This is a genomic window from Streptomyces sp. NBC_00513 (assembly GCF_041431415.1).
Taxonomy (GTDB): Bacteria; Actinomycetota; Actinomycetes; order Streptomycetales; family Streptomycetaceae; genus Streptomyces.
Genome location: NZ_CP107845.1, coordinates 1194267 through 1221037 on the forward strand (window position 1 = coordinate 1194267; position 26771 = coordinate 1221037).

Annotated in this window: 20 protein-coding genes and 1 pseudogene; 11 read left to right on the plus strand and 10 right to left on the minus strand. The window is 68.8% G+C overall.

Going from position 1 to position 26771, the window contains the following annotated elements:
- Nucleotides 1–89: 89 nt before the first annotated feature.
- The gene (locus OHA84_RS05740) at nt 90–911 is read right to left on the minus strand and encodes a helix-turn-helix transcriptional regulator (protein WP_234350230.1); all 822 of its coding nucleotides are present in this window, start codon (nt 909–911) and stop codon (nt 90–92) included.
- A gap of 139 nt (nt 912–1050) precedes the next feature.
- Between OHA84_RS05740 and OHA84_RS05745 the strand changes: the two genes are divergently transcribed.
- The 8 genes from OHA84_RS05745 to OHA84_RS05780 all read left to right on the plus strand — a co-directional run bounded on the left by OHA84_RS05745 (nt 1051) and on the right by OHA84_RS05780 (nt 14108).
- Nucleotides 1051–2514, plus strand: coding sequence for an MFS transporter (locus OHA84_RS05745; RefSeq protein ID WP_266972911.1), 1464 nt, complete (start codon nt 1051–1053; stop codon nt 2512–2514).
- Between the two features lie 285 nt (nt 2515–2799).
- Nucleotides 2800–3711 (plus strand): ADP-ribosylglycohydrolase family protein, encoded by a 912-nt coding sequence (locus tag OHA84_RS05750; RefSeq protein WP_266972909.1) that lies wholly within the window; start codon nt 2800–2802, stop codon nt 3709–3711.
- 608 nt (nt 3712–4319) lie between these two features.
- Nucleotides 4320–5201: a TnsA-like heteromeric transposase endonuclease subunit gene (locus OHA84_RS05755; RefSeq protein ID WP_266972907.1), complete on the plus strand. Its 882-nt coding sequence runs from the start codon at nt 4320–4322 to the stop codon at nt 5199–5201.
- Nucleotides 5202–5203: 2 nt separating this feature from the next.
- The gene (locus tag OHA84_RS05760; RefSeq protein WP_266972905.1) at nt 5204–7501 is read left to right on the plus strand and encodes a transposase; all 2298 of its coding nucleotides are present in this window, start codon (nt 5204–5206) and stop codon (nt 7499–7501) included.
- The gene (locus OHA84_RS05765) at nt 7498–8760 is read left to right on the plus strand and encodes an AAA family ATPase (RefSeq protein ID WP_266972903.1); all 1263 of its coding nucleotides are present in this window, start codon (nt 7498–7500) and stop codon (nt 8758–8760) included. The genes OHA84_RS05760 and OHA84_RS05765 overlap by 4 nt, the downstream gene beginning before the upstream one ends.
- On the plus strand, nt 8757–10673 hold the full coding sequence (locus tag OHA84_RS05770) for a TniQ family protein (protein WP_266972901.1): 1917 nt from the start codon (nt 8757–8759) through the stop codon (nt 10671–10673). Before OHA84_RS05765 ends, OHA84_RS05770 begins: the two co-directional genes overlap by 4 nt.
- 32 nt (nt 10674–10705) lie before the next feature.
- Nucleotides 10706–12535, plus strand: a complete 1830-nt coding sequence (locus tag OHA84_RS05775; RefSeq protein WP_266972899.1) for a TniQ family protein — start codon at nt 10706–10708, stop codon at nt 12533–12535.
- A gap of 1309 nt (nt 12536–13844) precedes the next feature.
- Nucleotides 13845–14108 carry a helix-turn-helix transcriptional regulator gene (locus OHA84_RS05780; RefSeq protein WP_266972897.1) on the plus strand — a complete coding sequence of 88 codons (264 nt, stop codon included), beginning with the start codon at nt 13845–13847 and terminating at the stop codon, nt 14106–14108.
- 417 nt (nt 14109–14525) lie between these two features.
- Here the strand turns inward: OHA84_RS05780 and OHA84_RS05785 are convergent, their stop codons facing one another.
- The 4 genes from OHA84_RS05785 to OHA84_RS05800 form a co-directional block, all read right to left on the minus strand.
- Nucleotides 14526–14966, minus strand: coding sequence for a hypothetical protein (locus OHA84_RS05785; RefSeq protein WP_266972896.1), 441 nt, complete (start codon nt 14964–14966; stop codon nt 14526–14528).
- A 54-nt stretch (nt 14967–15020) separates the two neighbouring features.
- Nucleotides 15021–15554 (minus strand): hypothetical protein, encoded by a 534-nt coding sequence (locus tag OHA84_RS05790; RefSeq protein ID WP_266972894.1) that lies wholly within the window; start codon nt 15552–15554, stop codon nt 15021–15023.
- A gap of 169 nt (nt 15555–15723) precedes the next feature.
- Nucleotides 15724–17427 (minus strand): SulP family inorganic anion transporter, encoded by a 1704-nt coding sequence (locus OHA84_RS05795; RefSeq protein WP_266972892.1) that lies wholly within the window; start codon nt 17425–17427, stop codon nt 15724–15726.
- A gap of 88 nt (nt 17428–17515) precedes the next feature.
- Nucleotides 17516–17986: a pyridoxamine 5'-phosphate oxidase family protein gene (locus OHA84_RS05800; protein ID WP_371591326.1), complete on the minus strand. Its 471-nt coding sequence runs from the start codon at nt 17984–17986 to the stop codon at nt 17516–17518.
- 278 nt (nt 17987–18264) lie between these two features.
- Between OHA84_RS05800 and OHA84_RS05805 the strand changes: the two genes are divergently transcribed.
- From OHA84_RS05805 to OHA84_RS05815, 3 genes are all read left to right on the plus strand, one after another.
- Nucleotides 18265–18729: a Crp/Fnr family transcriptional regulator gene (locus OHA84_RS05805; protein WP_266972890.1), complete on the plus strand. Its 465-nt coding sequence runs from the start codon at nt 18265–18267 to the stop codon at nt 18727–18729.
- Between the two features lie 26 nt (nt 18730–18755).
- Nucleotides 18756–19394, plus strand: a complete 639-nt coding sequence (locus OHA84_RS05810; protein ID WP_266972888.1) for a CBS domain-containing protein — start codon at nt 18756–18758, stop codon at nt 19392–19394.
- A gap of 90 nt (nt 19395–19484) precedes the next feature.
- Complete coding sequence (locus OHA84_RS05815) at nt 19485–20180, plus strand: response regulator transcription factor (protein ID WP_266972885.1); 696 nt, start codon at nt 19485–19487, stop codon at nt 20178–20180.
- 17 nt (nt 20181–20197) lie between these two features.
- Here the strand turns inward: OHA84_RS05815 and OHA84_RS05820 are convergent.
- From OHA84_RS05820 to OHA84_RS05840, 5 genes and pseudogenes are all read right to left on the minus strand, one after another.
- Nucleotides 20198–21928: pseudogene (locus OHA84_RS05820) on the minus strand (GAF domain-containing protein).
- A 79-nt stretch (nt 21929–22007) separates the two neighbouring features.
- Nucleotides 22008–22286: a DUF1918 domain-containing protein gene (locus OHA84_RS05825; protein ID WP_323181924.1), complete on the minus strand. Its 279-nt coding sequence runs from the start codon at nt 22284–22286 to the stop codon at nt 22008–22010.
- A 2-nt stretch (nt 22287–22288) separates the two neighbouring features.
- A complete protein-coding gene (locus OHA84_RS05830; protein WP_266972884.1) occupies nt 22289–24865 on the minus strand; it encodes a cation-transporting P-type ATPase in 2577 nt (858 codons plus the stop codon).
- A 7-nt stretch (nt 24866–24872) separates the two neighbouring features.
- Nucleotides 24873–25736, minus strand: coding sequence for a universal stress protein (locus OHA84_RS05835; protein WP_266972882.1), 864 nt, complete (start codon nt 25734–25736; stop codon nt 24873–24875).
- A complete protein-coding gene (locus OHA84_RS05840) occupies nt 25733–26641 on the minus strand; it encodes a universal stress protein (RefSeq protein WP_266972880.1) in 909 nt (302 codons plus the stop codon). Before OHA84_RS05840 ends, OHA84_RS05835 begins: the two co-directional genes overlap by 4 nt.
- Nucleotides 26642–26771: the final 130 nt, after the last annotated feature.

Genomic DNA, 26771 nt, shown 5'->3' on the forward strand with positions numbered 1-26771 from the left:
TGGAACGTCCGTCCGCATCATAGGACGCGTGCCCGGGCCCGGGCACGGTCGCGGTCCCGGGCCGGTGGAGGCACGGGCCGCGGCGGGGTTCAGCCCGCGAGCGGGTACAGGACCCCCCGCCGCCCCTCCGGCGAGGTCAGCCAGTCCAGTTTCTCCGCCGTCGCCGCCTCCGGCAGCGGGGTGTGCAGGACGATGCCCAGGTCGGGGCGGGCCGGGACGCGCAGTTGGGTCGACTCGAAGAAGAGGGCGCCCACGACGGGGTGCTCGATCTCCTTGCGGAGCAGGCCTCCGGGCCGGATGTCCCGCCGCTCCCACAGCGCGGTGAACTCCGGGCTGGCCTCCTTGGCCTCCTCGACGACCGAGCGGAACCCCTCGTCGTCGGGGCACTCCGAGCACGCCGCCCGGAACTGGGCGACGACGTGGCAGGCGACTTCCTCCCAGTGCTTGGAACGGGCCCGGTAGAGGGGGTCGGTGAAGAAGGCGATCAGGCAGTTCTGCACGATCTCCGGACGCATGCCGAGCACCAGGGCGGCCGCGTCGTTGTACATCACGGTGTTCCAGTACACGTCCATGATGTGCGCGGGGAACGGCATCCACGCGTCGATCAACCGCTTCAACCCGTGGCACATGTCGCGGTCCGCCGCGGCCACTTCGAGTACGGGCGGATTCAGCCCGGCCAGCACGTACAGGTGCCGGCGTTCGGCGCTGGTCAGTCTGAGGACCCGGGCCACCGCGTCGAGGACCTGGGGCGAGACCGTGATGTCACGGCCCTGCTCCAGCCACTGGTACCAGGAGACCCCGACCCCGGCGAGGACGGCGACCTCCTCCCTGCGCAGTCCGGGGGTGCGGCGGCGGGCCCCGCCGTCCGGCAGTCCGGCCACCGCCGGGGTGATCCGGGCCCGCCGGCTCATCAGGAACTCGCGCAGCTCGGAACGGCGGTGCTTGTCGAACGGTGTGGCCACGGACTCCCCCTGTCGGCACCCTGGTGGTGCCACCAACAGGATAAGTTCCCACTCTCCACGGGCATTCCCGGGCGGCGAGGGTGTGGTCATGGCAATCGACACACACACCACACTCACCGGGCCGCGGTCGGCGGCCGAGGGGGGTGACCGGCTCACCGGCCGGGCCAAGCTCGTCCTCTTCGTCCTGTGCGCCGCCCAGTTCATGGTGGCGCTCGACTTCTCCGTGCTGAACGTCGCGCTGCCGGTGCTCGGCAAGGACCTGGGCCTGAGCCAGTCGGCCCTCCAGTGGGCGGTCACCGCGTTCGCGCTCCCCTCCGGCGGGTTCCTGCTGCTCTTCGGCCGGATCGCCGACCTCCACGGGCGCAAGAGGCTCTTCCTCACCGGGCTCGCGCTCTTCGGCGCCGCCTCGCTGCTCACCACCCTCGCCTGGGACCCGGCGTCCTTCCTGACCGGCCGGGTGCTCCAGGGCCTCGGCGCGGCGGTCATCGTGCCGACGGGCATGTCCCTGCTGACCACGACGTTCCCCGAGGGCCCGCTGCGCGACAAGGCGCTCGGCATCTCCGGCACCCTGCTGTCGCTCGGCTTCACCATCGGCATGGTCCTCGGCGGCGTCATGACCGACACGCTGGGCTGGCGGTCCACGATGGGGCTCCTCGCCGCCGCGTCGGTGGTCGTGCTCGCCGTCGCCCCGCGCCTGCTGCCCGAGTCCCGCACCCCCGAGCGGCCGCGCCTGGACGTGCCGGGCGCGGTCACGGTCACCGGCGGGCTGCTCGCGTTGATCTACTCCCTCTCCACGGCCGCCCAGCGCGGTTTCCACGGCGCCGACGTCTGGGTGACGCTGATCGCCGGCCCGGTCCTGCTCGTCGCCTTCGTCGTGGTGGAGTCCAGGGCCGCCGCCCCGCTCGTCTCCCTGCCGATGCTCAAGCGGCGCACGGTGGCCTGGGGCAACCTCGGCGGCCTGGTGACCTTCTCGATGATGTCCACGGTCGTCTTCGTGCTGACCCTGTACTTGCAGGAGACGCTGCGCCTGTCGGCGTTCCTGACGGGTCTGGTCTTCGGGGTCCAGGGCATCGCGTCGGTGGTCGCCGGCTCGTACGCGCCCCGGGTCATCGGCCGGTTCGGCGCCCGCCGCACGCTGGTCGCCTCCCTCTTCGGTCAGGGCCTGTTCACCGCGACGCTGCTCGCCGTGGGCACGGGGTCGGGCGCGCTGTTGGCGACCGTCGCCGTATCGCTGGCCAGCATGTGCCACCTCGGCGCGATCATCTCGTACGGGGTGACCGTGACGAGCGGTGTGCGCGACGCGGAACAGGGCCTGGCCACCGGCCTGGTCACCACCACTCAGCAGGTCGGCATCACCATCGGGATCCCGCTGCTCGGCGTCCTCGCCACCACGGGTTCCTCGCTCTTCGACGGGGTCCGTCTGGTGCTCGCGGTCGACGCGGCGATCGTCATCGCGGCGGCGGTCCTGGTGGCACTGGGCCTCGGCCTGGGTGCGAAGGCGACGACCGCGGCCCCCTCGGCGCGACCGGACCCGGCCGAACGCTCCGCGTGAACCACGCGCGGAATAGCCCGTCGCTCCCTGACCCGCGTCCCGCGCCCGAAACGGCGCCCCGAATGCGCGCGGCGTCCACGACGCCATGCTCGGCATCGCCCACCTCCACAACCTCGTCCAAGCCGGGTAACGGCCCCCGCCGCAGGGCGGTTTCCAGGGATCGTTGCGATGGCCGGGCAGGGGCGCGCAGCCATTCAGGACAGAGCGGGGGTCGGGCGGCGTCAGCAGCGTGGCCGCACCGAAATCGGAGTGCTGGGTGCACAGTCGCCTTGCCATACTGCCTCGATGATCAACCTGCCTACCGCTGCGCTGGACTCGTTGTCCGGGCTCGCCTTCGGTGATGCCTTCGGTGACCGCTGGTTCGGCATCCTGCGCCGCGAGGGCCCCGCAGCCTTGGAGGCACGGATCCTGCCCCCGGAGCCGCTGTGGCGGTGGAGCGACGACACCGCTCAGGCGCTCGTTCTCGTCCGGGAACTCGCCGAGGGCGGCGGCACCGTCGACCAAGACCGCCTCGCCCTGCGTCTCGCCGAGGCCTACGCCGAGGACACGCACCGCGGCTACGGAGCCTCGATGCACGACGTGCTCCGCCGGATCGGCGCGGGCGAACCCTGGCGGGAAGCGGTCGCCGGACAGTTCGGCGGCCAGGGCTCCTGGGGCAACGGCGCGGCCATGCGCGTCGCCCCGCTCGGCGCCTGGCACGCCGCCGACCTCGATGCCGTCGTTGAGCAGGCCGCCCGGCAGAGCGCGGTCTCGCACCACCACCCGGAGGCCGTCTCCGGGGCGGTGGCGGTCGCCCTGGCCGCGGCGCTGGCCGCCCGCAGCCGCGGCGGCCCCGCCCCGGCGCGGCCGGACTTCCTCCGGTCCGTCGCCGAACGGCTCCCCGTCGGCGACGTCCGCTCCGGGGTACGGATCGCGGCCCGAATGCCGGAACACACCTCCGTCCGGCACGCGGCGGAGGTCCTGGGCTCCGGCTACCGCATGTCCGGGCCCGACACCGTCCCCTACGCCCTCTGGTGCGCGGCGGGCCACCTCGACGACCTGCACGAGGGCTTGTGGACCACCGTGGCCGGCCGCGGCGACATCGACACCACCTGCGCCATCGCGGGCGCGGTCATCGCAGCCCGCACGGGCGTCACCACCCTTCCGCTTGCCTGGCACGCAGCCCGTGAACCACTGCCGCCGGCCATGTCGGAGTAAGAACTCACATCGGGGTGTTCAGCAACGGATCGTCACACACGCGGTGTGACCACAGCCGCTAGATGTCCCCAGCCCAACCGGTTGACCTGTACTTATGCCAACCAGCTTCGGCACCATGCGGCGCTGCCTACCGAGGGTTCTTGGCACATCGGTACAAACACTCGGGACCTCCGGCCGCTGCGCTGACCAAGACGCCGTTTCCCCCCTCCAGCAGCCGCAAGATGCGCACTCCCGCCACTTCGTCGCTCCCGACTCCTTCCCGGACTGCCGCTGGATCATTCCCTCGAAAGCGCGTCCGCGGTGCCTTGACTACCGACGAGGCTGCCGGCGGTGCCCATCGCGGAGCCCTCCGTCCAGCCCCTGCCGTACGCCGCCTCGCTCCGTCACGTACGGGCCCTCGGCCGTTCGCGGTCAGCCACTGCGGGGCTGAGCCCTGAAAAACACGCCGCCGAAACGTCTTCTTGCAGCGCTCCCCCAAGGCTGCCGGGGCGCCTACCACAGGCTGGGCCACTGACATCTCGGTGTGATGAGACGACTTGCGAAAGTCAGAAGACAGTCACGATGCTCTTCACAATTTCCACCGCACTCATGGCATGTAAGGCGGAGTCGTGGCTCCTCAGACCCTGCTTCTCGATCGCGAGCCAGTCTGCGCACCGAGGGCAACCGACCCTTGGTCGGACACATCGACGCTGCATGATCTCGCGCGAGTACATGACATTTCGGCTGATGCTTTCAGCCAGCTGGTCATGCGGTCGGATTGGAGTGCCCGGTGGACGACGGCCTGGCGTTTTGGGAGGACAGCGACCGATTACGCCGTTCAGGACCTGGGCGAAGTTGACATGGCCTCCAGTGTTCCTGTGCGCCGCTTCACTTGGCGTACCGATCAGTGGCATCGTCCGGGCCTTGGCTATCTGGTCAGCACTGGCCGTCACCATGGCTTCGAGAGCTTCGAGGAGGAACTCCTCCTTTTGGCAGCGGACTTCTCAGGATCCCTCGTGGAGGCTCTCGCCCAACCGTTCCGTCTACGCTTCCAGAGCGTAAACGGGAGCATCGCGCACACCCCGGACTACCTTCTGCTCACCGACGGAGCGCCGTGGCTGATCGACGTGCGGCCGGCGGAGCGGATCGAAGCCGAGGACGAGGTGAAGTTCGCCGCTGCGGCGGAGGTCGCCCTGGTGGCCGGGTGGAACTATTCAGTGATTGCTGGTTGGCACGACCACGTGGTGGGCCTGATCGACACCCTCTCGGCCGGACGAAGGCCCATGAGCGACCCATTGCGGGTGCAGGAGCAGCTACTTCTAGCGGCCGAGGACGGTCCCCAGCCATTCGGGACCCTGGTGCAGCGCTGCAGCCTCGAAGCCGTGGCCCGGGCGCATGCCATCCATCTTCTGTGGCATCGGCGTTTGGGCCTACAGATCTCAGGCCCTCTTACTGACGCGAGCGCAGTCCGCCTCTCCGCTCCTCGACGCCGCGCTGCCGGGCGTTGGTAGCCGTGATTGATGCAGTGGCCTGGGACCTCTCGCCGGGGAATGAGTTCGTCGTGAACGGCGCACCATGGACTGTGCAAGCGTTTGAGCCGCAAGTGGGAAAGGTAGTGCTGGTCAGGCCCGACCACGAGCCCTGGAAGACATCGGTACGGCAGTTGCTGCACCATCCGGACATCCGGCCGTCGACACGGACGAGGAAGGACCTTCCGGCTGCCAGTCGCGGCCGGCAGCCGAAGGGCTTTCTCGATCTCCCTCCGGACAAGCGGCCTCTGGTGATGCTGCGAGTGGACCACTTGCGGGAAGTGGAGAGCGGTTTTCGCAGCGGTGATCCCCTGCACGCGCTCCCTGGAGAGCCGAAGCCGCACTACGATCCGCACGCCACCACGCTGACCGAGCGCCGGCTCGCGAAGGTACGGGAACTACGGCAGGACACGGTACGCAATCCGGATCTGGCCGCCGCCCACGGTCTGGACAAGGTCAGCTACCGCACACTGATCCGTTGGGATCTGGACCGTCGGCGCTTCGGGCCAGTGGGGTGTGCGGACGACCGGTGGTTGCGGAAGGCGTCCGGCCGCCGGATCTCAACAGCAGTACGCGAGGCGATCTTCGCGGTGCGCCACGAGACCCTGCACCGTTCCAAGCTGACAGCGAAGGACCGCGAACGGCTGATCCATCAGTACGTACGCGAGGAGTTCGGGAAGGACGAGCCAGTCCCCAGCTACGAAACCCTGCGGGTGGTCTGGAAGGAGTGGTTCGGCTCGTCCGGAGCCCGTCAGCGCTACGCGGTTTCAGCTGCTCGAGCTCAAGCGGTGGCGACAGGTCGCCACGTGGTGGTGAGCCGGCCCGGTCAGGTCGTGGCGCTCGACACGACGGTGCTTCCGGTCAAGGTCCGCGAACAGGTTTTTGGCGATCCGGTCTCGGTGCATCTGACGCTCGCTCTGGACGTATACACGCATTCGATCGTCGCTTTCCGCCTCACGTTGGTCTCGGACACCTCGGTCGACGTCGCCATGATCTTGCGAGACGTCATGATGCCGCTACCCATGCGGCCGGACTGGGGCGAGGAGATGGAGTGGGCTTACCCCGGTGTCCCCGGCACCGTGATCGCAGGCTTCACCGGCGGCAAGGTTGCAGGACTGCCGTTCTTCGCCCCCGAGACCGTGACCACCGACCACGGCTCCGTCTACAAGAATCACCACCTCATCGAGGTGCAGCGGGTGATCGGCGCGACGATCCGCCCGAGTCGCGTGCTGCGGCCGACCGACAAGCAGGCGGTGGAGCGGGCTTTCGGCGCGATTCAGTCCCTGTTGTTCAGAATCCTTCCGGGCTATCAGGGCATCGACAGCTCGGATCGCGGAACCGACCCGGAAGGGGACGCTTGCCTCACCGTTGCGGAGATGGAGCACTTGATCGCGACCTGGGTCGTCAAGATCTGGCAGAACCGCAGATTTGGTTCCTACGCGCCCAGTTGGGACCCCGCTGGTGATCACAGTCCGAACACGCTGTTCGCAGCATCCATGGCGCAGGGCGGTTTCGCACTGCAGATCCCACCCGCGGAGTTGTACTACCAGCTTCTCCCTACCCATCGGGTGATGATTCATGGGCGACGAGGCGTGAAGATCAGAAATCTCTGGTACGACGGAGAGGCCCTGGACGAATGGCGATTTCGCCTCTCGGGCCGGGGTGGGGCGGCGAGGAACAAGTACGTGTTCCATCGGGATCCACGAGACCCGTGCTTCGTGTTCTTTCAGGATCCGCTCACACACGAATGGAATCGACTTCGCTGGGTGGGGCTTCCGGATGAGGGCCGAATGCCTGCCTTCAGCGACGCCCGTGTCCGGCAGGTGATGCGCGAATTGCGCAACCAAGGGCTGACGCCGAAGACCGACAGGGATCTACTGCCGCTGCTGCTGGACCTGATCGGGGGGAACGTCCCCGTCGAGCAGTGGCCGACCCGTCTGACGAAAGCGCAGCGGACCGAGCACGCCCGTGAAGAAGCCCAGGCCGCGGCGGCGGCAGCCGACCGACCGAAGCCCTCCCCTGCCGCTGCCTGCGTTGACGAGGTTGCGCCGTTTGTGCCGATTCAGGGTCGAAGCCCCGACAACGTCGTCGCGTTGCGATGGCGTGAACGCGCCGAGCAGGGCCAGGCGGCGGTCGACGGCGAGCGTCGACGCCGCCGTGAGGCGGCGCCTGAGATGCCTGCCGCGATGTCCACCCTCGGGCAGCGATTGCGCGGGCGCAGCCTGATGGATCTGCCCGACGATGAAGACGAGACCGCTGGCGAACCCGGAGGCCAGCCGTGAGCGAGCCCGTCAAGCCTCGCAGAGCTGCCGTCGCCTCGTTCCTGCCTGGGCCGCCGGTCGACCGGACCCGTGTGGAGGGCTGGCAGCGGTGGGTGCGTACCCGCGATCTCTTCGTGCCGGCACCCGTGCTCAGCATGGAGCAATACCTGCAGTTGACGCCCCGTCGACGCCGCATTCACGACCTGCATCGGCTGGCCACCCACAGCAGCCTGCCCCTGCAGTCCACCCCGATGAGCGAGGCGGTGGACTGGCTGGTGAACGCACGGATCGAGGACGGCGCGTACAGCCACAAGGCCGGTATCCGGACCGGGGTCATGGTCAACGGCGGTGGCGCCCAGGGAAAGACGGAGACGGTCTGCGCGGCGCTGGCGGCATTCGAGGAAAACTGGCTGGAGGTGAACGAATACGTAAATCCGGAGGCCATGGCAGGCACCAGGGATTTGCTGGCGCCCGTGGCGTATGTGCGTTGCCCGGTTCAGGCGACCCCTGTCTCCACCTGTCAGCGCATCCTTGACTTCTACGGCGAGGACTACAAGAACATGCGCCAGGAAGACCTGATCAGGACCGTGAATGCCGCCATCTACGCGCACGCGACCAAGGCACTTGTGATCGACGACATCACACGCCTGAAGCTCCATCGCGAGCGTGATCAGGATGTCTTGGACCTGCTGCTGGAAATGATGAGCATGTCCGTCACTCTCATCCTCGTCGGCGTGGGCATCCCCACCTCGGGGCTGTTGCGACGCGGTAGTTTCGATCCCGTCACCAAGGAGTGGGCCATTCCCCCGGTCAGAGATCGCGGACGCAGCCCCAATCCGGACGCTCCGACCCAGCATGAGCGACGCTTCGAAATGGTCGACCTGCAGCCATTCAGTTACGACACGCCCGGCCGGATCGCCGCCTGGGTCAACCACTTGGCGGCCTTGGAAGAGAGCCTGCGCCTCCTCCACGACACTGAGGGCCTACTCACGTCAGGATCCATGCCGGAATATCTGTTCCAGCGCACCAACGGGGTGGTCGGACTCCTGGAGAAGTTGGTGCAGCGCGGCTGCCGAGTCGCGATCGAAGGCGGCAGCGAGCGGCTGACCAAAGACCTGCTGAGCCGCTGCGCTGTCAGTCCGACCGATCTTCCTGATCTGGATGCCGACTCCGGTGAGCAGCCGCTGATCCCGCCGGTCAAGCCTTCACCGAAGAAGAGACAGAGGAGCAGGAACACCGTCTACGACGACGCCGGGCCGGCAGCGGAGTCCGCAGTATGACGCAACCGACCCCCCGTCCCCTCGCACGCAGCCTCGATCCGCTGCCCGGCGAATCCTTGGCCGGCTTTCTCCTGCGTCTTTCCTACCGAATGGGCATCACTCCGCACCGCCTGGCGATGCTGTGTGGTCTGACCTGCCGCAGCGACAGCATTCCCCAAGAACAGCTCCGCGGACTGGGCCCGGAAGTCGCCGGGCAACTAGCATCGATCGCGCACCTGAGCCTGCCGGAGGTTCAGGCGCTGACTCTCCAGGAGCTCGCCAAGACCTACCCGCCGCTGGCCAGGCTCCGTACCGGCAGAGCAGACATCGGCTCCACGTCGTTCGTCAACTGGGCCACGAATCCTGACAGCCGCTACTGTCCTGCCTGCCTACACGGGGACGGCAGTCCTGTTCAACGGGCATTCGGTGGCGCCTGGCAACTTTGCTGGTACCTGCCCATCACATTCGCCTGCACCCAGCACTCGTGTCTCCTCGAAAGCGCCTGCCCGCAGTGCGCCCAACCACTCAGCGGACGCATCGTCCGGCGATACAGCCTTGTCCGTATCCCCCATGTCTCCGGCCTCCACCCAGGCCAGTGCCGTAACCTGGCTCCCGGACCACCACCCAAACCGCGGGCCCGCGCCACACCATGCGGCGCACGGCTGGATGTCCCCGATGACGCCGCCACCCCGTTGCCACCACCGGACCTACAGTGCGTCCTCGATCTCCAACACGACCTGAACCTGAGGCTGGTGCCTGGCGGGCTGCACCGTGCGGCCGAGGAGGATGCACCGCAGACCTACTTCGCCGACCTGATCACGACCGCACGCCTGATCACACTGAGCTGGCCCATGGGCGCCACGTTCCTGTCCTCCTCCACACTGACGGACCTCGTGGACGAGTACGCCACGCCCTATGTTCATAACCCAGCCCAACGCGGAGTTCAGATCCAGCGCAGCGCACCCCGAGGTACTGCCCAGACCTCGGCCCTGCTGCTCGCAGCCGCGACCGTCCTCGGCGATCGGGACCTCGTACCCCTGCGCGAGCGCATCGAGCCACTCACCCGCGAGGTACACCGCCGGTCGGCCTCTATTGGCGACAAGCTCCTGAAAGACAGCCACGCCTCGGCCACCTTGCTCCGTGCCACCGCACCGCGCATCTACGGATTCCAGAAACGCTCCGCGTCGCGTGCCGTCTCGCAGTCGTACCGTTACCACGCCTCCGAAATCCCTCCCCTCCTGCCGGGGGAATGGTTCGACACGTACTTCAAGCCTCTGCTGCACCACCTACCCCCGATGACCACCATCATGGAGCGCCATCTGCGGTGGGCCGCCTCATTCAGGCTCGCCGAATTGATCTGCGGTGGTACCTGGCGAGCGCGCGCGGAATCCTTGGGCATTCCTCAAAGCAGCGCCAGCCGGACCATGAACGTATTGGGGAAAAGTCTGACGACCCCGGGCCTTTGGCTGGTATTCGAGAACGTGGTCGACGAGGTCGCACATCACCTGCACGCACAGGACCATCGCGTCAACTACGCCCGCCGCCGCGTTTCAACAGCAGACTGGCGTCTTTCACCCGCAGACTGGAAGACATTGTGCGAGGGCATCCCCGGCCTCGAACAACGTCAGGCGACCGGGGACCCTCAAGTCGGCGAGGCGGTGATCTGGTGCGTGGTCAATGAGTCCAGCTACCTTCACAGCCCGGCGGTAACGCAACGCCGCTCCACTTCGCGCTCTCCGCACCGGCTGACCGAACAGGCAGGGCTATTCGCGAACAGGAAGCAGCGCAGGCCCTCCTACATCGCTCTGCGCCACAGGCTCGTGGCCTATGCCACCCAGCTCGCCCGAGCCTGTGACGACGGGACGGACCTGCAATTCGAGGCGCTGAGCTGGGTCGCGCCGGCCGCCGCACCCAGGCTGGATCCGATCCGTTGACGACACGTCCGCTCGCACGGAGCCTCGCCCCATTGCCCGAAGAGTCTCTGCCGGGGCTGCTCCTGCGGCTTGCGTACCGTCTGGATCGCTCACCTGCCAGAATCGCCACGCTATGCGGTCTGAGTCACTATCAGAATCGGCTTCCTGCGGAGTATTTCGTTGCCTTGCCTTCTGAGGCCGCCAAGTCTCTTGAAGCCGCCGCATCTTTGCGCGTGGGTGAAGCCAACGCACTCACCCTGTCAGCCATGGCCACGTCCTATGCACCGCTGGCTGCCCTGCGTCTGGACGGCAGTCGCAATTTGACCTCCGCTCGACGTACTTGGGCCCTCAGTCTGTCCAGCCGCTATTGCCCAAACTGCCTGATCGGCGACGGGAGCACGGTCCAGAACGCGTACGGCGGCCCGTGGAAACTGCGCTGGCATCTCCCGGTCTCCTTCGCATGCACTGCCCACTGCCGCCTTCTGGAGCAGGGGTGTCCGCAGTGCGGAGGCCGCCAGAACCTGCCCTCCAATACCGAGCGCCAAGGGCTCATCACGCAGCGCGCGATCACTGGCCTGCACCCCGCGCAGTGCCGCCACCTCGTCTCCGGCACTGCCGATACCGGCAGCCGGACACCACTGTGTGGAACACGTCTTGACCAGGCGGCTTCTGCGGGCGCGGGACCGGACAGCGACCTCGACTTAGCGCTCGCCCTGCAGCGACGCATCGACCGACGCCTGATGCCCAGGCAGTCACCAGCGACAAGAGACGAGTACTTAGCATCAGAGCAGTACTTCTTCCCCGACCTGATCGCTGCCGCTCAGCTGATCCGGCTCAGCTGGCCTGACAGCGCACACTTCGCCGCCTCGACCACCCTCGCCGACCGGATTGCCGTCCACGTGGCCACGTGGACCACCCTCCGCGACGGGTGCAGCCCGAGCAAGCGGGTTCGTGACGCGTGGGCCGCACCCGAAGACCCGGCCGAGCGCGGAGCGCTCCTGTTGGCTGCGGAAACCCTGCTCGGCGATCGGGGCCAAGACGGCACGGCCCTGCGCGAGCGGATCCAGCCCCTCGCCGCCATCGCGTTCATGCGTAACGGGGCAAACATCGGGGCCACCTTCCGACGCATGAACGTCTCCACAGAGTTGGCAAAGGCCCTTGTCCGGCGCTCCCTTGGTTTCAACCGCGCCGGCGGCCACGCCCACGCCGGACAACTCCTTCCGTCACGCAAGTGTCATTTCGGAATCGAGCATGTCCCTGCCCTGTTGCCGGAGGCATGGCTCGGCGCGCACTTCACTGAACTCAAGTCCCACGGGAGCATCAAGGATGTCTGGCATCCACGGCACCTACGCCGAGTTGCTTCACTCAAGCTCGTCGAAATGGCCGGCGGCGGGACCTGGCCACAATGCGCCGCAACCCTGGGAATTCCTCGGATCACCGCCGAACGTAGTTTGACCGTACTCAAGCAAAGGCTGCTGCCCGGCGGCCATTGGCCGCTACTCGACGTGGCGGTCGAGACTGTTGCCAAGGAATTGGACACGGCCGCGCTACGCGTGGATTTCGCTGCGCGCCGTCGAACGCTGAGCACTTGGCAGATCCCTGCAGAGGATCTCGAAGCGCTGACAGCCGGCTCGGCCAGCATCGCCAACGTGAATTCCCCCTTGACTCAGGCCATTGTAACCGCGCTCGTGTGGGCTCGCGTCACCCAAGGCGACTACCTGCACAGTCCGACGGTTGATGCACTCCGCCAAGCACAGCAAAGCACCAAGCTGGTCGTAGCCGCCATCGGACAGCTACAGACCCCCAGCAACCGCAGAGGAGCCAGGCTCCGCTTCCTCCTCCGCATCAACGACTACGCCGACGGTCTCGTTTCAGGACCATAGGTGCCCCGGCGCGCCGCCGGCTGTGCTGAGTGCCCGCTCGAACTCGGGAGACTCACGCTTCCTCGAGCGGCCACCAGGATTCCGGCCGCAGGGAGCACGGTGCACGCTTCTCGGTCACCGTCATGGCCAGGCCGTACGAGCGTGGCGGCACCAGCGGTCGCGGCTACGGCACAGCCACCCGGGTCGGGGATGACCAGCTCACGTCCTGCATGTCCGAGGTAATCGACCACGCCATTGCTGCTCCCTTCCCGTGCAGTGCACGCAGCGCGTGCGGGAACGACACTGCTGGCAGGGCGCAGCAGCGGGCCAGCTGCTCGACCTCGGCCAAACCCGCCCTCGCTCCTGGAGGCACATGTGCCGCCCGGACGAGTAGGAGCAGTTCCTCCGAAACCGACGCGCCCAGTTGCCGCGCCGCTGCCGTCGTTCGCAGGGCCCAATCGGCGGCGCGAGCGCGGTCGGTCCGCCCTGGACTCTGCACGAGCGCCACACCATCGAGTACTTGAGCCTCCACAGCAGTGCTGCGCTTGTTCACCGACCAGCATCCGGACCATCGCAGCCATCCCTCGAACTCAAGCTCCCGCCACAAACTCACACGGCTGTGCACACCCATCCCCCGCAGGAGACCTCCGGGGAGCCGGACTCCTCCCGCCCTCGAAGCGCGTAGCGCACATTGCACGGCCACCAGACGGGCATGCGCGCCCACAGCCGGATCCAGCGCCGAGGCCAGGTAGCTGAGCAGGTAGGCCACCCGCCGTCGCTGCGCGTCACCATGGCGGTACCCGGCCGGGGCCGTGGCACCGGGCCTGAGCAAGGGCCGTACCGCTAGAACGGTCGAAGGGACGACCGCGGCCTGTTCCGTTGCCCGAGCGCACGCCAGACACGCCTCGGCCAGTGTCCAGCGGCGCCCGCCTTCACTTCTGACGAGGACGAGCTCGATGGCTCCATGGCACCCACGACGGCTGCGGTGCCAACGGCAACCCTGCTCGGAGCATCGGCAGACCCGCAGGTGCTGCGGCAGAGCCTCTCTCCGGGCATGCTCCGCCAGATGCCCGAAGGCCGCGGACCGCGCGTCCCGACCGGCGCTCTTCACGCTGCCGCAGCTGTGACAGCTGAGGACCGGCCCGTATTCGCCGGGTCGGATTGCCACGGACCACACCTGCTTCATCACGCTTCTCCTCCTCCCAGAACCCGAACGCCAGCGCGCACACCAGCAGAACGGTCCACAGCAACGTCACGGCTGCGCGGATACTGCCAAATAGGGCAGAGGTCTGCACTGACAGACATGGGGTCGGAACCGTGCGATAGCCAGGTGACGATCTTTCCGCCAGACCCGAACCTCGAGGCCCTCCGCTTGGAGCTGTCTCGCCTTCGGGCAGCGCGGGGATGGACCTACGACCAGCTGGCCGAGCGCAGCGGCCTTGCCCGCCGCACTCTGATCGAAATCGAGCAAGGACGGACCATTGGCAGCCTGGCTACCTGGCATGCCATCGCACACGCGCTCGGGACGCCCCTCGGCGACATCCTCGGCTTCCTGTGCCAGGGGCACGAGCTCCCCGCCCCTCCAACCTCGTAACCACCGGCTGGCACTCGGCTTTCCGCTTCAACCCTGACGAGTGAATGGGCTCGCCCATGCATTCGCATGCCGCAGAACAGCTCGACCCAGTTCGTCCGGGCGGGGGTGCACCCCACGCACAGCCACGTCACTTCTTGCTCTGGCTGCCAAGGTCGCGGCATGCGCACGCATCTCTCCCCGCAGCCGCGGCCGACAGCTCAGCCGACCTGGCACCTCTCGTCCGCCGATGTCCGGTCGGTCGACTGCCCCACCTGCGACGCGTCCAAGGGCCAGCCCTGCCTGAGCCTGCGTGAACGCCCCTTGACCGTCCTCCATCGAGGACGTTCCTCCCGATATCTGAACCTCCGCTTCGGCCTCCGGGCGACAAGGCCCAGGAAAGGTGGACCCGAGGTAGCTGGTCCTCCGGCGGGCCCGGGGCTACGCGCCGTTCCGGTGCCACACAGCGAGCCTTGGCGACTTGCCCGGAACGAACTCGCCGACCTCATCACCTTCAGCTTCCTGGACCACGCAAAGGTCGTGGTTGCCGAGGCGTGTGGAGTCGAGCGGACCGGGCTCACCGAACTGCTCTACGACGGCGACCGACTGTCCGCCTCCATCGACGCCTTGACGTACGCCCAGCACGACCTGCAGATCCGTCGCGAAGAACGGTGCCTCGTCGTCGGCCGTTGGGACGAAGAAGCCCAACACCTCGACTGGCAGTACGCGGCCGTTGCGCAACGCGCCCAGGAAGCCCGAAAGGAGTTTCAGCGACGCCGTACGGAGGACCTCACCACCGCCGGGGTCCTGCCCGGACTGCCGGCCACGGATGATCCGCGCGAGCAGGCACTCCTGTGGCTCGCCCAGCACCTCGAACCGCAATTCCGCCGACTGTTCACCGAGTACGCGACGACCGCGGGGTTGCCCCCGGAAGCCTCAATGGCCGTCCGGACCAGACACGGCGCGATCGAGCGCGCCACGGCACGCGGTCTGATTCACGCTCCCCTCCATGGGGAGGCTCTGCGCGTCCACGGCATGAGCGAGGACGAGTTCCGTCTCCGCGTGCTTCACGATGCCAGTACGCAGGCCGATCGTGATGACGCCCTCTGCCATCCGCTCCTCCTGCACCGCTGGCGCCAACACCTGAAACAGCTCCAGACCGAGGTGGCGCCGGGTGCGCTCAGCCCCTCGGCTCAAAGCCTCGCGGCCCTGGCCTGGGCAGAGTTGCGTCCACAGTCGCTCCACGAGGTGAGGGAACTGATGGGCCGACGACGTCTCCTCGGGAACCTGCTCCAGCGGTACGGCGAGAACGGGCGCCTGCGGCACGCCGTACACGATGCCATCAGCATTGCGGAGCACACTCATCCCGAAAAGCCCCTCCTCATGGCAGCGGCGCGCGAAGCCCGCGAGGAGCTCGGCCGTCGGCACCCCGATGTTTACAAACTCATCCGCAACCTTCTCGAACCACATCTGACGCGGTATGGACGGCTACGGCTACGGAGCGCTCAAGACAGACAGCAGGTGCGCAGCCAAGTCATGCTGGCCCTCCTGGAACTGGACAGGACCGCAGCTCCACCGAGGCAGCTCCGACACTGATCCTCCCGTCTTCGGCGCCCGGCTCCTCGGTCATGAGACCTGCTCAGAGGGCTGGATCGTGGCCCGTGACGCGTTGCCAGTCCCGATAGGCGGCAACGGCTGTGGGGAGTGTGGGGAAGATGCGCTCCGGGCCGATCTCCGCTGTCATGCCGTAGGCGTCGAGGGGCCGGCGCAGCTCCTGCTTGACGCGGGCGAGCGCGAACACGATGTCCCGTTGGGTGAGTTCGGAGCGCAGGGCCTCGACGGCGTCGAGGGCGGTGATGTCGACCTCGACGTTGGCCTCGGTGTTCAGGACGAACCAGTGCACAGGTTCGTCCTGGACCGCCACCGAGGCCAGCGCCCGGCGGCGGAAGTCCTCGGCGTTGGCGAAGAACAACGGCGAGTCGTAACGGTAGATGAGGAGGCCGGGAATAGTGCGGGCGCTCGGATAGTCGTCGATGTCGTGCATGCCGGCCAGGCCCGGAACGATTCCCTCGACGGCGTCGTGGGGTCGGGCGACCCTCGTGAGGAGTTCGGCAACGGAAAACGCCACGGCGAGGAGCACGCCGTACAGGATGCCGAGGGCGAGGACACCAAGGCCACAGCCGAGGGCGAGCAGGAACTCGCGGCGTCGGAAGGCTGCCAGCCTGCGGAACTCGCCCACCTCGACCAGGCGTACGGCGGCGTAGACGACGATGGCGCCGAGGGCGGCGGAGGGGGTGTGGGCGAGCAGCGGGCTGAGGAAGAGGAGGACGGCGGCCACGCAGGCGGCGCCGACAAGGGAGTACACCTGGGTGCGGGCTCCCGAGGAGTCCGCGAGGGCCGTGCGGCTGGCACTGCTGCTGACCGGGAAGCCGTGCAGGAATCCGGCGCCCAGGTTCGCCGCGCCGAGGGCCAGCAGCTCGCGGTTGGCGTCCAAGGGGTGTGGGTCGTCGTGCCGGGCGAAGGCACGTGCGGTCAGGACGACGTCGGTGTAGCCGACCAGTAGAACGCCGAGAGCCGGCAGCACCAGGTCGGCGAGGTCAGCGAGTCGGGGCAGGGCGAAACCCGGCAAGCCGGTCGGGACCGTGCCGATGACATCGATTCCCTGCTCCTCGCCCAGCGTGAAGACCGTCACCACCGCTGTGGCGAGAACGAGGACAACGAGTGGTCCGGGCAGAGCACGCCACAGCAGAGGCAGGGTGAACAGCAGGAGCAGGCAGCCCGCGGCCATTGCGGTCGTGGGCCAGTGCAGGTCGCCGATGTGGCGGAGGAACGAGAAGAGCTGGGGGAAGAACCCCGATCCGCTGCTGCTGATCCCGGTGAGGCGGGGCAGCTGGTCCACGATCATGATGAAGGCGACACCGGCCAGGTAGCCGACTAGCACGGGCCTGGAGAGGAGGTCGGCCAGGAAGCCGAGCCGGATGGCCCATGCGATCAAACAGAGCAGGCCGACGACGAGGGCCAGGGCTGCGGCGAGCGCCGCGTAGCGCGTGGGGTCGCCGGCTGCGAGTGGCCCGATGGCCACGGCGGTCATGAGGGCGGTGGTCGACTCCGGTCCGACGGACAGCAGGCGTGAGGTACCGCTCAGGGCGTAGAGGAGCATGGCCGGCAAGACGGCCCACAGGCCGACGACCGGGGGAACACCTGCCACGCCCGCGTAGGCCATGACCTGGGGAACCAGGTAGGCGGCGACCGTGATCCCGGCCAGGACATCGCCGCGCAGCCAGTTCCTCCGGTAGCCACGGAAGGCGGGCGGGATCGCGGCAATCCGTCCCTGCTTCGGCATGGCACCTCCGGGACTCCACGCGGGCCTGTGCCTCACCATGGTGCAGGGCGGAGGGCTGCAAGGAGGTGAAGCGCGCGTGGGCCGACCGCTACGGGCTGCTCTCACGCAGGCGGAAGCCGGTGATCAGGTCGGGCCTGATCCGGATGGCACCCGATGCGGTGCCTTCGACCCACGGTTGCAGGAGGTGCGCGTAGCGCTCGATCTCGCTGGGGGCAGTGACGGCGGTGGCGTAGCCGGTGGCGACGACGCTCCACCCCAGGTGCGCGCCTTGATCGATAGCGTCGGCTTCGTACGCAACGACCACGCCTGCACCTTCCTGGGCCGCGAGCAAGGCTCCCAGCGTCGAGCTGTCCTGGACTCGGACGATGATGTCGCCGGCGTCGAGGAGGTGGTTGACCGGGCGCACCGCGGGCAGCGCGTGACGGGTGAACACGATCCGGCCCAGTTCGACGGTGCCCAGCAGCTGCAGCGCCTCGTCAACGCCGAGCTCTTCCCACTGCCGTCCTGGCATGCTGACGGCAGGCGAGCTGGTGGTCGTACCGGCCGGATCGCGCTTCATCGTGGGCATCCTTGGTCTGGCGAATAGTTCGGCGAGAAGCCTCTCGGCCCCCTTGTCGGAGGCTGCGTACGGCGCGGGTGATGTGTGCCCGTCTGCAGTACATCGCGCACCTGCCCGGTGGACGGGTCGAGGGCCGCGGGCCGACCATCTCCTGCCAGCATCTCCGGCCGCACGAGCCCCGGCATGGGCCGGTCGGCCCACAGACGGGACCACAGGGCCCATGCCCGGGACCGGCGGAAACACAAAGACTGAAGACGGACTCGAACAGGAGGCCGTTCATGAGCACCCCTTCACCCACCCGTATCTCCGAGGCGCTGCCCGCCGACTGCCGTGCCCGCCTGATGGAGCTGGCACGAGAGGTCAACTTCGGCGAGGGGGCCCATCTCTTTCGCGAGGGTGGCCACGCCGATCGGTTTTGGATCGTCCGGTCCGGAACCGTGACCTTGGACGTCCATGTGCCCGGGCGGCGCGCCGCCGTCATCGAGAGCCTCGGCGCCGGCCAGCTGGTCGGCTGCTCGTGGCTCTTCAAGCCGTACTCCTGGCGTCTTGGCGCCGAGGCGATGACGCCCGTCCGCACGTACGAGTTCGACGCGGCACGCGTACGGGCGCTGATGGACGCCGACGCCGCCTTCGGCTCCGCCCTGGGCCACTGGGTCGGGCAGGTCCTCGCCAACCGGCTACAGGCCGCCCGCGTGCGCCTTCTCGACCTGTACGCGCCCTACGGCAGCGGCAGCTTCCTCTGATCGTCCGTACGCCGAAGGAGCCGGTCATGCCCGCATCCCGCTACACCGTCAGTGACGTCATGACGCACACCGCCGTCGCCATCGGCCGCGAGGCTTCCTACAAGGAGATCGTCGAGCTGATGCAACAGTGGAAGGTCAGCGCGGTCCCCGTCCTGGAAGGCGAGGGCCGGGTCGTCGGCGTGGTCTCCGAGGCAGACCTGCTGCCGAAGGAGGAGTTCCGGCGTACGGACCCCGCGCTGCCCGAGCAGCTGGAGGAAGCGTCGAAGGCCGGCGCGGTGCTGGCCGAGGAGCTCATGTCGAGCCCGGCGATCACCGTGCACCCTGACGCGCCCGTCGCCGAAGCTGCAAGGATCATGGCGCGCAAGCGCGTCAAGCGTCTGCCCGTGGTGAACGCGCTCGGCATGCTGGAGGGTGTGGTGAGCCGCAGCGACCTCCTGAAGGTGTTCCTGCGGCCCGACGAGGAGCTCGAGGAGGAGATCCGCCAGACCGTGCTCACGGAGCTGGCACCCGGCGTGACCTTGGACTTCGCCGTGCAGGACGGCGTCGTCACTCTACGCGGCCCGCTGCGGGACCGGGCCCTGGTCCCCCTGCTCGCACGGGCGATCCGCGCGGTCGAGGGCGTCGTGGACGTCCGGATGGAGCTGGAAGGCAGCAGCGCTGCCTAGCGAGCCTTCTCGTCGGCCACGGGTGCATTGTGCGTCTTCCTGAGACAATTCGGAGGGAAACGCACCTCACGGTCCGAGCCAGGGGCGATCATGTCCGAGGATCCGAACACGTCCGCCGGGGCGCCGATCAAGGTGTTCCTCCTTGATGACCACGAGGTGGTCCGGCGCGGGCTGCGAGACATCTTGGACGCAGAGCCGGACATCACGGTCGTGGGCGAAGCCGGAACGGCCGAGCAGGCGCTCGCCCGCGGGCCGGCGCTCCGTCCGGACGTTGCCGTACTCGACGTGCGGCTGCCCGACAGTGACGGCATCACCGTTTGCCGCGAGCTGCGCTCGCGCATGCCGGGCCTGGCCTGTCTGATGCTGACCTCGTTCGACGACGAGGACGCCCTCCTGGACGCGATCATGGCAGGGGCTTCCGGCTACGTCCTGAAGCAGATCAAGGGCACCGACCTGGTCTCGGCCGTACGCACCGTCGCCACCGGCCAGTCCATGCTGGACCCTGCGACCACCGCCCGCCTGATGCACTCCCTGCGCGACCCGGAAACGGCGAAGGCACCGGAGGACGCCCGCCTGGCGGCTCTGTCGGAACGGGAGCGGGCTGTCCTGGACCTCATCGGCGAGGGCCTCACCAACCGGCAGATCGCCAAACAGCTCTACCTGTCGGAGAAGACGGTCAAGAACCACATCTCACGGCTCCTGGGCAAGCTCGGAGTGGAGCGGCGGGTCCAGGCGGCCGTGATCGCCGCCCAAGTGCACGAGCACGACGCCGGGACGGCGAAGTAGCGGAAGACCGGCGACGGTCAGCGCGGTGGCGGGACCAGAGGTACCTGCCACTCCAGGCGAGTCCCCCGCTCCCCATCGCGCCGCGCTGCGGCCTCCATCTGGCCGTCGAGCCTTTCGGCACGCTCTGCCAGGTTCCGCAGTCCGCTGCGCCGACCTCCCGTAGGCAGCCCGACGCCGTTATCGATCACGGTGACCGTCAGATTCCCGTCGGCCGCAACGATCGAGACTTCCGCCCGCGTGGCCTCGGCATGGCGGGCAACGTTGGTGAGAGCTTCCCCGACCACGGCGAGTGCCTCGTCCGCGACGGCCGACGGTACGTCGGTGTCGATCAGCCCCTCCACCCGCAGGGCCGGGGCGAAGCCGAGGGCCGCCGAAGCCTCATCCAGGGCTTGGGCCAGGCGGGACCGCATCTTGGACGCCTCACCGGGGGCCTCGTGTTCACGGAGTCCGAAGATGGTCGATCGGATGATCTTGATGGTGGCGTCGAGGTCGTCCACTGCCCGCGCGAGGCGTTCGGACGCCTGGGGGTGGTCGACGAAGCGCTGGGCGCTCTGGAGGGTCATGCCGGTGGCGAAGAGGCGCTGGATGGCCAGGTCGTGCAGGTCGCGGGCGATACGGTCGTGGTCCTCCAGCAGGCTCATCTGTTCGGCGTCGTGGCGACGGTCGGCAAGCTCCAGTGCGAGGGCGGCCTGGCCCGCGAACCCCGGAAGCGCGGCGACCTCCGTGGTGGCGAATACGGGGCGGCCGTGCCGCCGGGCGAGCATCAGGACGCCTCAGAGCGTTTCCTTCGTGCCAACGGTGACGGCCACGGCCGGGCCGAAGCCAGTCCACCGCTCGGGTTGCACGGTGACGCGCTCGTCGGTCGCCATGTCGGGGACCATGATGAGGCCGTTGCGGGCCAGTGCGGCCTCGGCGAGAGTCCCCTGGGTGCTGGGCAGGACGATCCCGCGGTGCGCCTCTGCTCCCTCCCCGAGTGCGAGGGAGCCTCGCAGTTCACCGGCTGAGCCGAGCAGGTAGAAGACGCCCATGTCCGCGCCGGTGATGTCCTTGGCCCGCTCCAGCATGCCCTCGAGGACATCGTCCTCGGGCGCTCCGGAAAGCAGGGCGCTGGTGATGTCGGAGCTGGCCTCCAGCCAGCGCTCCCGCAGCCGGACCTCCTCGAAGAGCCGGGCATTTTCGATGGCGATGCCGGCCGCGACAGCGAGGGTGGACAGGACCGCCTCGTCCTCGGCGTCGAACTCGGCGCCGCCGCGCTTCTCGGTCAGATAGAGGTTGCCGAAGACCTCCTCGCGAATGCGGATCGGGACACCGAGGAAGGAATGCATCGGCGGGTGGTGGTCCGGGAACCCGTACGAGGCCGGATGCTCGGACAGCTCCGACAGCCGCAGCGGCTCCGGGTGGCGGATCAGCTCGCCGAGGATGCCGTGGCCGGAGGGCAGGTCTCCGATCTGAGCGCGGAGGTCGTCGCTGATGCCGACGGGAAGGAACTCGGCCAGCTTCTTGTCGTCTCCGATGACTCCGAGGGCCCCGTATTCGGCATCCACGAGCACCACGGCGGCCTCGACGATGCCGCGCAGCACCTGCGGCAGGTCGAGTTCCCGGCCCACGGACATGACGGCCTCGAGCAGACCGTTCAGCCGGTCCCGTGTGCCCCTGACCTCGTCGATCCGCACCTGCAGCTCATCCAGCAGTTCGTCGAGCCGCAGTCGAGGAACACCGCTCCGGGTGGGCTGTTCCCCTGTGCTCATGCCCACCTCCGGCCGGAAGCGATGGCGAGATGGCCATCACGTCCACGTTATCCCCGGCCGGATGGACCGGCCTTCCCACTCAGTGGGAGGCCGTTGCGCCGTTCGGCCTCTCCTCGTGCCGCGGCGTGCCGGTTTCGTCGTGCAGGTGCCGGACGTGGGCGTCTGGGCCGGGGAAGAACACGCTGGTACGACCGGTGTCGGACCAGCGCACGTCGTACGGCGGGGTGCCGTCCTCATGATGCAGGGCGATGACTTCGCCGTCACGGCCGGGCTTTCCGATGGTGGGGCCGCCGACGACGATCTGGTCGCCCACCTCGGCGTGGGTCCCGTGCCCGTCCGCAGGTGAAGATGCGTTCATGGTCATGCCTTTCTGTGGAATGCGCTGCGCAGGAGCCGGGCGGTGACGAATGCCGCGAGGGCTGCCGCGGTGGCCAGCCCTGCGCCGGCCCAGCCGACCGGCTGGGTGTCCAGCAGCGACTGCAGAGCGGGAACGTGCAGGGCAGCCATTGCCAGGAGGGCGGAGGCCGCCACGGAAGCGGGGAGGGAGAGGTTCTGGGTAGTGAGCAGTCGGGCCCGCAGACCCAGGGCCACGCCCAGCTGGGCGCCGAGCAGTGACAGGAAGAGCACGCTCTGCCAGGGCAGGTCCATGGCGCGCGCGCCAATGCCGCCGATCAGGCTGAATGCCGTCACGGCCACGGCCAGGATGAGGAGGCGTTGCCACACACCTGCGGCCAGGATGTGCTGTCCCGGCGGTCGGGGCGGGCGCCGCATCGCCTCAGGTGCGGCCGGCTCGGCGCCCATGGCCACGCCGGTCAGGCCGTGGGTGAGGAGGTTGATCCACAGGATTTGCCCCGCCCGCAGCGGTAGGGTCAGGCCGAGCAGGGGACCTGCCAGCATCACGAGGATCTCGGCGGTTCCGCCGGCCATGGCGTAGACGAGGAAGCGCCGGATGTTGTCGTAGACGCGGCGGCCTTCCTCGACGGCCGTGACCACGGTGGAGAGCTCGTCGTCCGTGAGGACGAGGTCGGCGGCCTGGCGGGCCACCTCCGTGCCGCGGGCGCCCATGGCGACGCCGATGTCCGCCTGGCGGAGGGCGGGGCCGTCATTGACGCCGTCCCCGGTCATCGCGGTCACGGCACCGCGGGCACGCCAGGCGTGGACGATGTCCAGCTTCTGCTGTGGATCGGTCCGGGCGAAGACGCGGACCGCGGTCAGGTCGGTGTCCGGTGCTGCGGCCAGCTCGGGTCCGATGACGACCGTATCGGCTGAACCCTCCTCGACGAGTCCGATGCGTACGGCGATGGCGTGGGCGGTCGCGGGGTGGTCGCCGGTGATCATGACCGGTGTGATGCCCGCGGCGCGGCAGGCTGCCAAGGTGGCGGCGGCTGCCGCTTTCGGCGGATCGCTGATGGCGATCAGGCCGAGAAGGCTCAGTCCCTGTTCCGTCTCGGTCGCAGGCGGATGCCACTGGAGCCGTTCGGTGCCCGCCACCGCGAGGACCCTGAACCCGTGCGAGGCCAGCTCGGCGGCCTGCTGGCGGGCCTGGTCCAGGACTTCGGCCGACTCGGCGAGCACCGCGGGAACCAGGACGGCCTCGGGCGCCCCTTTGAGGCAGACCAGAACGTTGCCGTCCGGCAGGTGGTGGAGGGTGGTCATCCGTTTGCGCAGGCTGTCGAAGGGGGCTTCTCCGGTCCGGGGGCAGTCCCGGTGCAGCTCGGCAGGGTCGGGGCAGCCGGCCTTGGCAGCGGCTGCCAGCAGTGCGGCCTCCATGGGATCGCCCACGGCCGTCCATACGTCTGAACCGCTCTGGGGCGGTTTCAGGCTCGCGTCGTTGCACAGGGCTGCCGTGGTGAGGAGCTCCTGCAGCGGGCGGAGCTGCTCGGGCGTCAGGGAGCGTCCGGAACGGGTCAGGGCTCCGTGGGGTTCGTATCCGCTGCCGGACACGTCCGCGGCTCCGGACGGCGTCCACACGCGCTGAACGACCATGCGGCCCTCGGTGAGGGTTCCGGTCTTGTCCGTGGCCAGCACGCTCACCGAGCCCAGCGTCTCGACCGCAGGCAGGCGTCGGACCAGGGCGCCCCGGGCCGCCATACGTCTGGCTCCGAGAGCGAGGGCGAGGGTGACCACTGCGGGCAGGGACTCGGGCACCGCGGCGACGGCCAGGCTGATGGCGGTGACCGCCATCGTGCTCACGCCGAGACCGCGGACGAGGCCCAGGGCGAAGAACAGCACGCACAGGGCGAGGGTGACGGCGGCCAGAACGCGGCCGAGGGAGGCGAGGCGGCGCTGGAGCGGTGTCGGCTCGTGGCCCCCGTCGAGGAGGGCTGCGATCCGGCCGAGGGCGCTGGCGGATCCTGTGGCGGTGGCGGTCGCGACACCCCGCCCGCGCACCACGACGGTGCCGGCGCTGACCGTGTCACCCGTGGTCTTGGCGACGGGTTCCGATTCGCCGGTGAGCATGGACTCGTCCATCAGGAGAGCGGACGCCTCGGCGAGATCGGCATCTGCGGCGACGATGTCTCCCTCACCGAGCAGCAGGCTGTCACCCGGCACCACGAGTGCTGCCGACAGTTCGTAGGCGGCGCCGTCACGCAGTACCCGGGCACGCGGGGCCGAGAGAGCGGAGAGCGCGGCGACCGCGTGGTCCGCCCGTACCTCCTGGGTGACGCCCACCGTCGTGTTGAAGACGACCACCAGGCCGATGACGACAGCGTCCGGGTGATCGCCGATCGCGATGGTCAGCAGTGCGGCACCGAGCAGCACCATGATCAGCGGGTCACGCAGCTGCGCCAGCACTCGACGGTGGAGGGGTGTGGGCCGTGGCGGTTCCACCTCGTTGCGGCCGTACTGGACCAGTCGGTGTTCGGCCTCGGCCTGTGTCAGCCCTGTCGGGGCCGAGGAGCCGACAGGCGGCGTGTCGATCGCGCGGCTGGTCATGGCGCGCTCATTCGGTGGGGATGGTGATCACCGGGCAGTGCGCACGGTGCAGGAGGCCATGGACGACGGATCCAATCCGCATGCCGGTGTAGCCGCCGCGGCCGCGGCGGCCCACGACGACGGCCAGGGCGTGCTCGGCGGCCCGGGCCAGTTCCTCGACGGGGTGGCCGGTGAGGACCTCGTGCGTCACATGCACGTCCGGGTACTTCTCGGACAGGCCGGCGGTGGCCTCGGAGAGCAAGGTGCGCTGGGCCTGCAGCGCTACCTCCTCGTCGTCCAGCATGATGAGCGGCGGCTGCCACACGCAGACGACCCGCAGCGCAGCCCCCCGAAGGTCGGCCTCGTCGAAGGCGAAGGCCAGCGCGGCAGTGGCGGACGCGCTGCCGTCGATACCCGCGACGACGTAGGGCGGCTGCTGGCTGATGTGCTCGGCGTCGCCCACGACGACGACCGGGCAATCGGCCTGGGCGGTGACGGGGACCACGAGCGAACCGGCACTGAAGAACTCGGCGGTGCGGCTCAGGTGCCGGGATCCGAGGACGATCATGCGGGCGTCCCGCGCCGCACGACCCAGGACGGGAGCCGGGAAACCGCCGAGCAGATCACCGGTGACGCTCACCTCGGGATGGCGGTCACGTACCCAGTTGCACGCTTGTCCGAGTCGGTCGGATCCGGCCTGTCGCAGGGCCGTCTGGCCGGGGGTGTCATCGACGTGATGGGTGTCGTGCTGGGGCGGTACCGCGAGCACCAGGCGCAGCGGGAGCCGACGCCGTTGTGCCTCGTCGGCAGCCCAGGCCAGGGAAAGGTGCCAGTCCCGGACCGGGTCGATGCCCACGACGATGTCGCGGGATCCTGCCTGGCGGGTGGTCATGACTGGCTCCCGAAGTCGCTGCCGGTCCGGGGGATGAGGAGGACGGGGCAGTGGGCGTGGTGCAGCAGGCTGTGCGTGGCCTTGCCCAGGTTGCGGGCGAGTCCGAGGGGCCCCGGGACCCGTCGGCCGCCCATGACGAGCAGGTCGGCGTGCCGGGACGCCTCGACCAGGACACCAGCCACGGAGACGCTCTTCTCCGCATCGGCCCGTACCTCCAGGTCGGGGAACTCGCCGCGGACCACGTCCGCGACGGCCCGCAGGGCCTCCGCGTGCCCGCTCGCGATCTCGTCGACGCCGTCGAGCATGCTGACCACCTCACCCACGGACTGGAGCACGTTCCACACGTGCAGCAGCCGCAGCGAGGCCTTGTGCAGCTCCGCCTCCTTGGCGGCGTACCGGGCGATCAGGAGGTCGTGCTCATCGCGGATCGCCGCGAGGACCGTGCCGGTCTCCTCGGCCCCGTCGATGCCTCGGACGACGATGACGGGCGTCATGGCGATGGCCGCGGTGTCCAGTCCGACCGAGCCGAGCATGAGGGAGTTGAACCCGCCCAGGCCGCGGTTGCCCACCACGACCGTGCCGTGGAGCCCACCGGCCCGGTGCAGGCTGTCGACGGCGCCCGCGCGGCTGAATTCGGTGGTCACGGTCAGCCCGGGGTACTCGGCCGACACAGCCTTCGCCGTGTCGTCCAGGAGCGCCCGACCGTTGACGCGTACCCGTTCGATGGTCTCCGCCGACAGGTACAAGGCACTGCCGTCGGTGTCGGCGCCGTAGACGATGTGCAGGGGACGGTCACGGCGCACAGCTTCCTTGGCCGCCCACAGGGCGGCGGCGCGCGCCGACTCCGAGCCGTCCTCGCCGACGATGACCGAGCTGGTGTCCGGAGTGCGGAATGTGCTTTCCACGATTTCTCCCAACCGAGAGCCGATGAGGGACACCCCTCACCCTGGCACCGTCGACGCCCTGGGAAGAGGGCCGCCCGGGACCCCAGGCGGGACCAAAGGTCCCCACCCGTCGCGGCCCGGCACCCCGGAC

What these genes read in the sequence shown, in the direction of transcription:
- OHA84_RS05740 (WP_234350230.1), bottom strand. Translation starts at nt 911, where the DNA reads ATGAGCCGGCGGGCCCGGATCACCCCGGCGGTGGCCGGACTGCCGGAC.
- OHA84_RS05745 (WP_266972911.1), top strand. Translation starts at nt 1,051, where the DNA reads ATGGCAATCGACACACACACCACACTCACCGGGCCGCGGTCGGCGGCC.
- OHA84_RS05750 (WP_266972909.1), top strand. Translation starts at nt 2,800, where the DNA reads ATGATCAACCTGCCTACCGCTGCGCTGGACTCGTTGTCCGGGCTCGCC.
- OHA84_RS05770 (WP_266972901.1), top strand. Translation starts at nt 8,757, where the DNA reads ATGACGCAACCGACCCCCCGTCCCCTCGCACGCAGCCTCGATCCGCTG.
- OHA84_RS05790 (WP_266972894.1), bottom strand. Translation starts at nt 15,554, where the DNA reads ATGTGGTTCGAGAAGGTTGCGGATGAGTTTGTAAACATCGGGGTGCCG.
- OHA84_RS05795 (WP_266972892.1), bottom strand. Translation starts at nt 17,427, where the DNA reads ATGCCGAAGCAGGGACGGATTGCCGCGATCCCGCCCGCCTTCCGTGGC.
- OHA84_RS05800 (WP_371591326.1), bottom strand. Translation starts at nt 17,986, where the DNA reads ATGAAGCGCGATCCGGCCGGTACGACCACCAGCTCGCCTGCCGTCAGC.
- OHA84_RS05805 (WP_266972890.1), top strand. Translation starts at nt 18,265, where the DNA reads ATGAGCACCCCTTCACCCACCCGTATCTCCGAGGCGCTGCCCGCCGAC.
- OHA84_RS05810 (WP_266972888.1), top strand. Translation starts at nt 18,756, where the DNA reads ATGCCCGCATCCCGCTACACCGTCAGTGACGTCATGACGCACACCGCC.
- OHA84_RS05815 (WP_266972885.1), top strand. Translation starts at nt 19,485, where the DNA reads ATGTCCGAGGATCCGAACACGTCCGCCGGGGCGCCGATCAAGGTGTTC.
- OHA84_RS05825 (WP_323181924.1), bottom strand. Translation starts at nt 22,286, where the DNA reads ATGAACGCATCTTCACCTGCGGACGGGCACGGGACCCACGCCGAGGTG.
- OHA84_RS05830 (WP_266972884.1), bottom strand. Translation starts at nt 24,865, where the DNA reads ATGACCAGCCGCGCGATCGACACGCCGCCTGTCGGCTCCTCGGCCCCG.
- OHA84_RS05835 (WP_266972882.1), bottom strand. Translation starts at nt 25,736, where the DNA reads ATGACCACCCGCCAGGCAGGATCCCGCGACATCGTCGTGGGCATCGAC.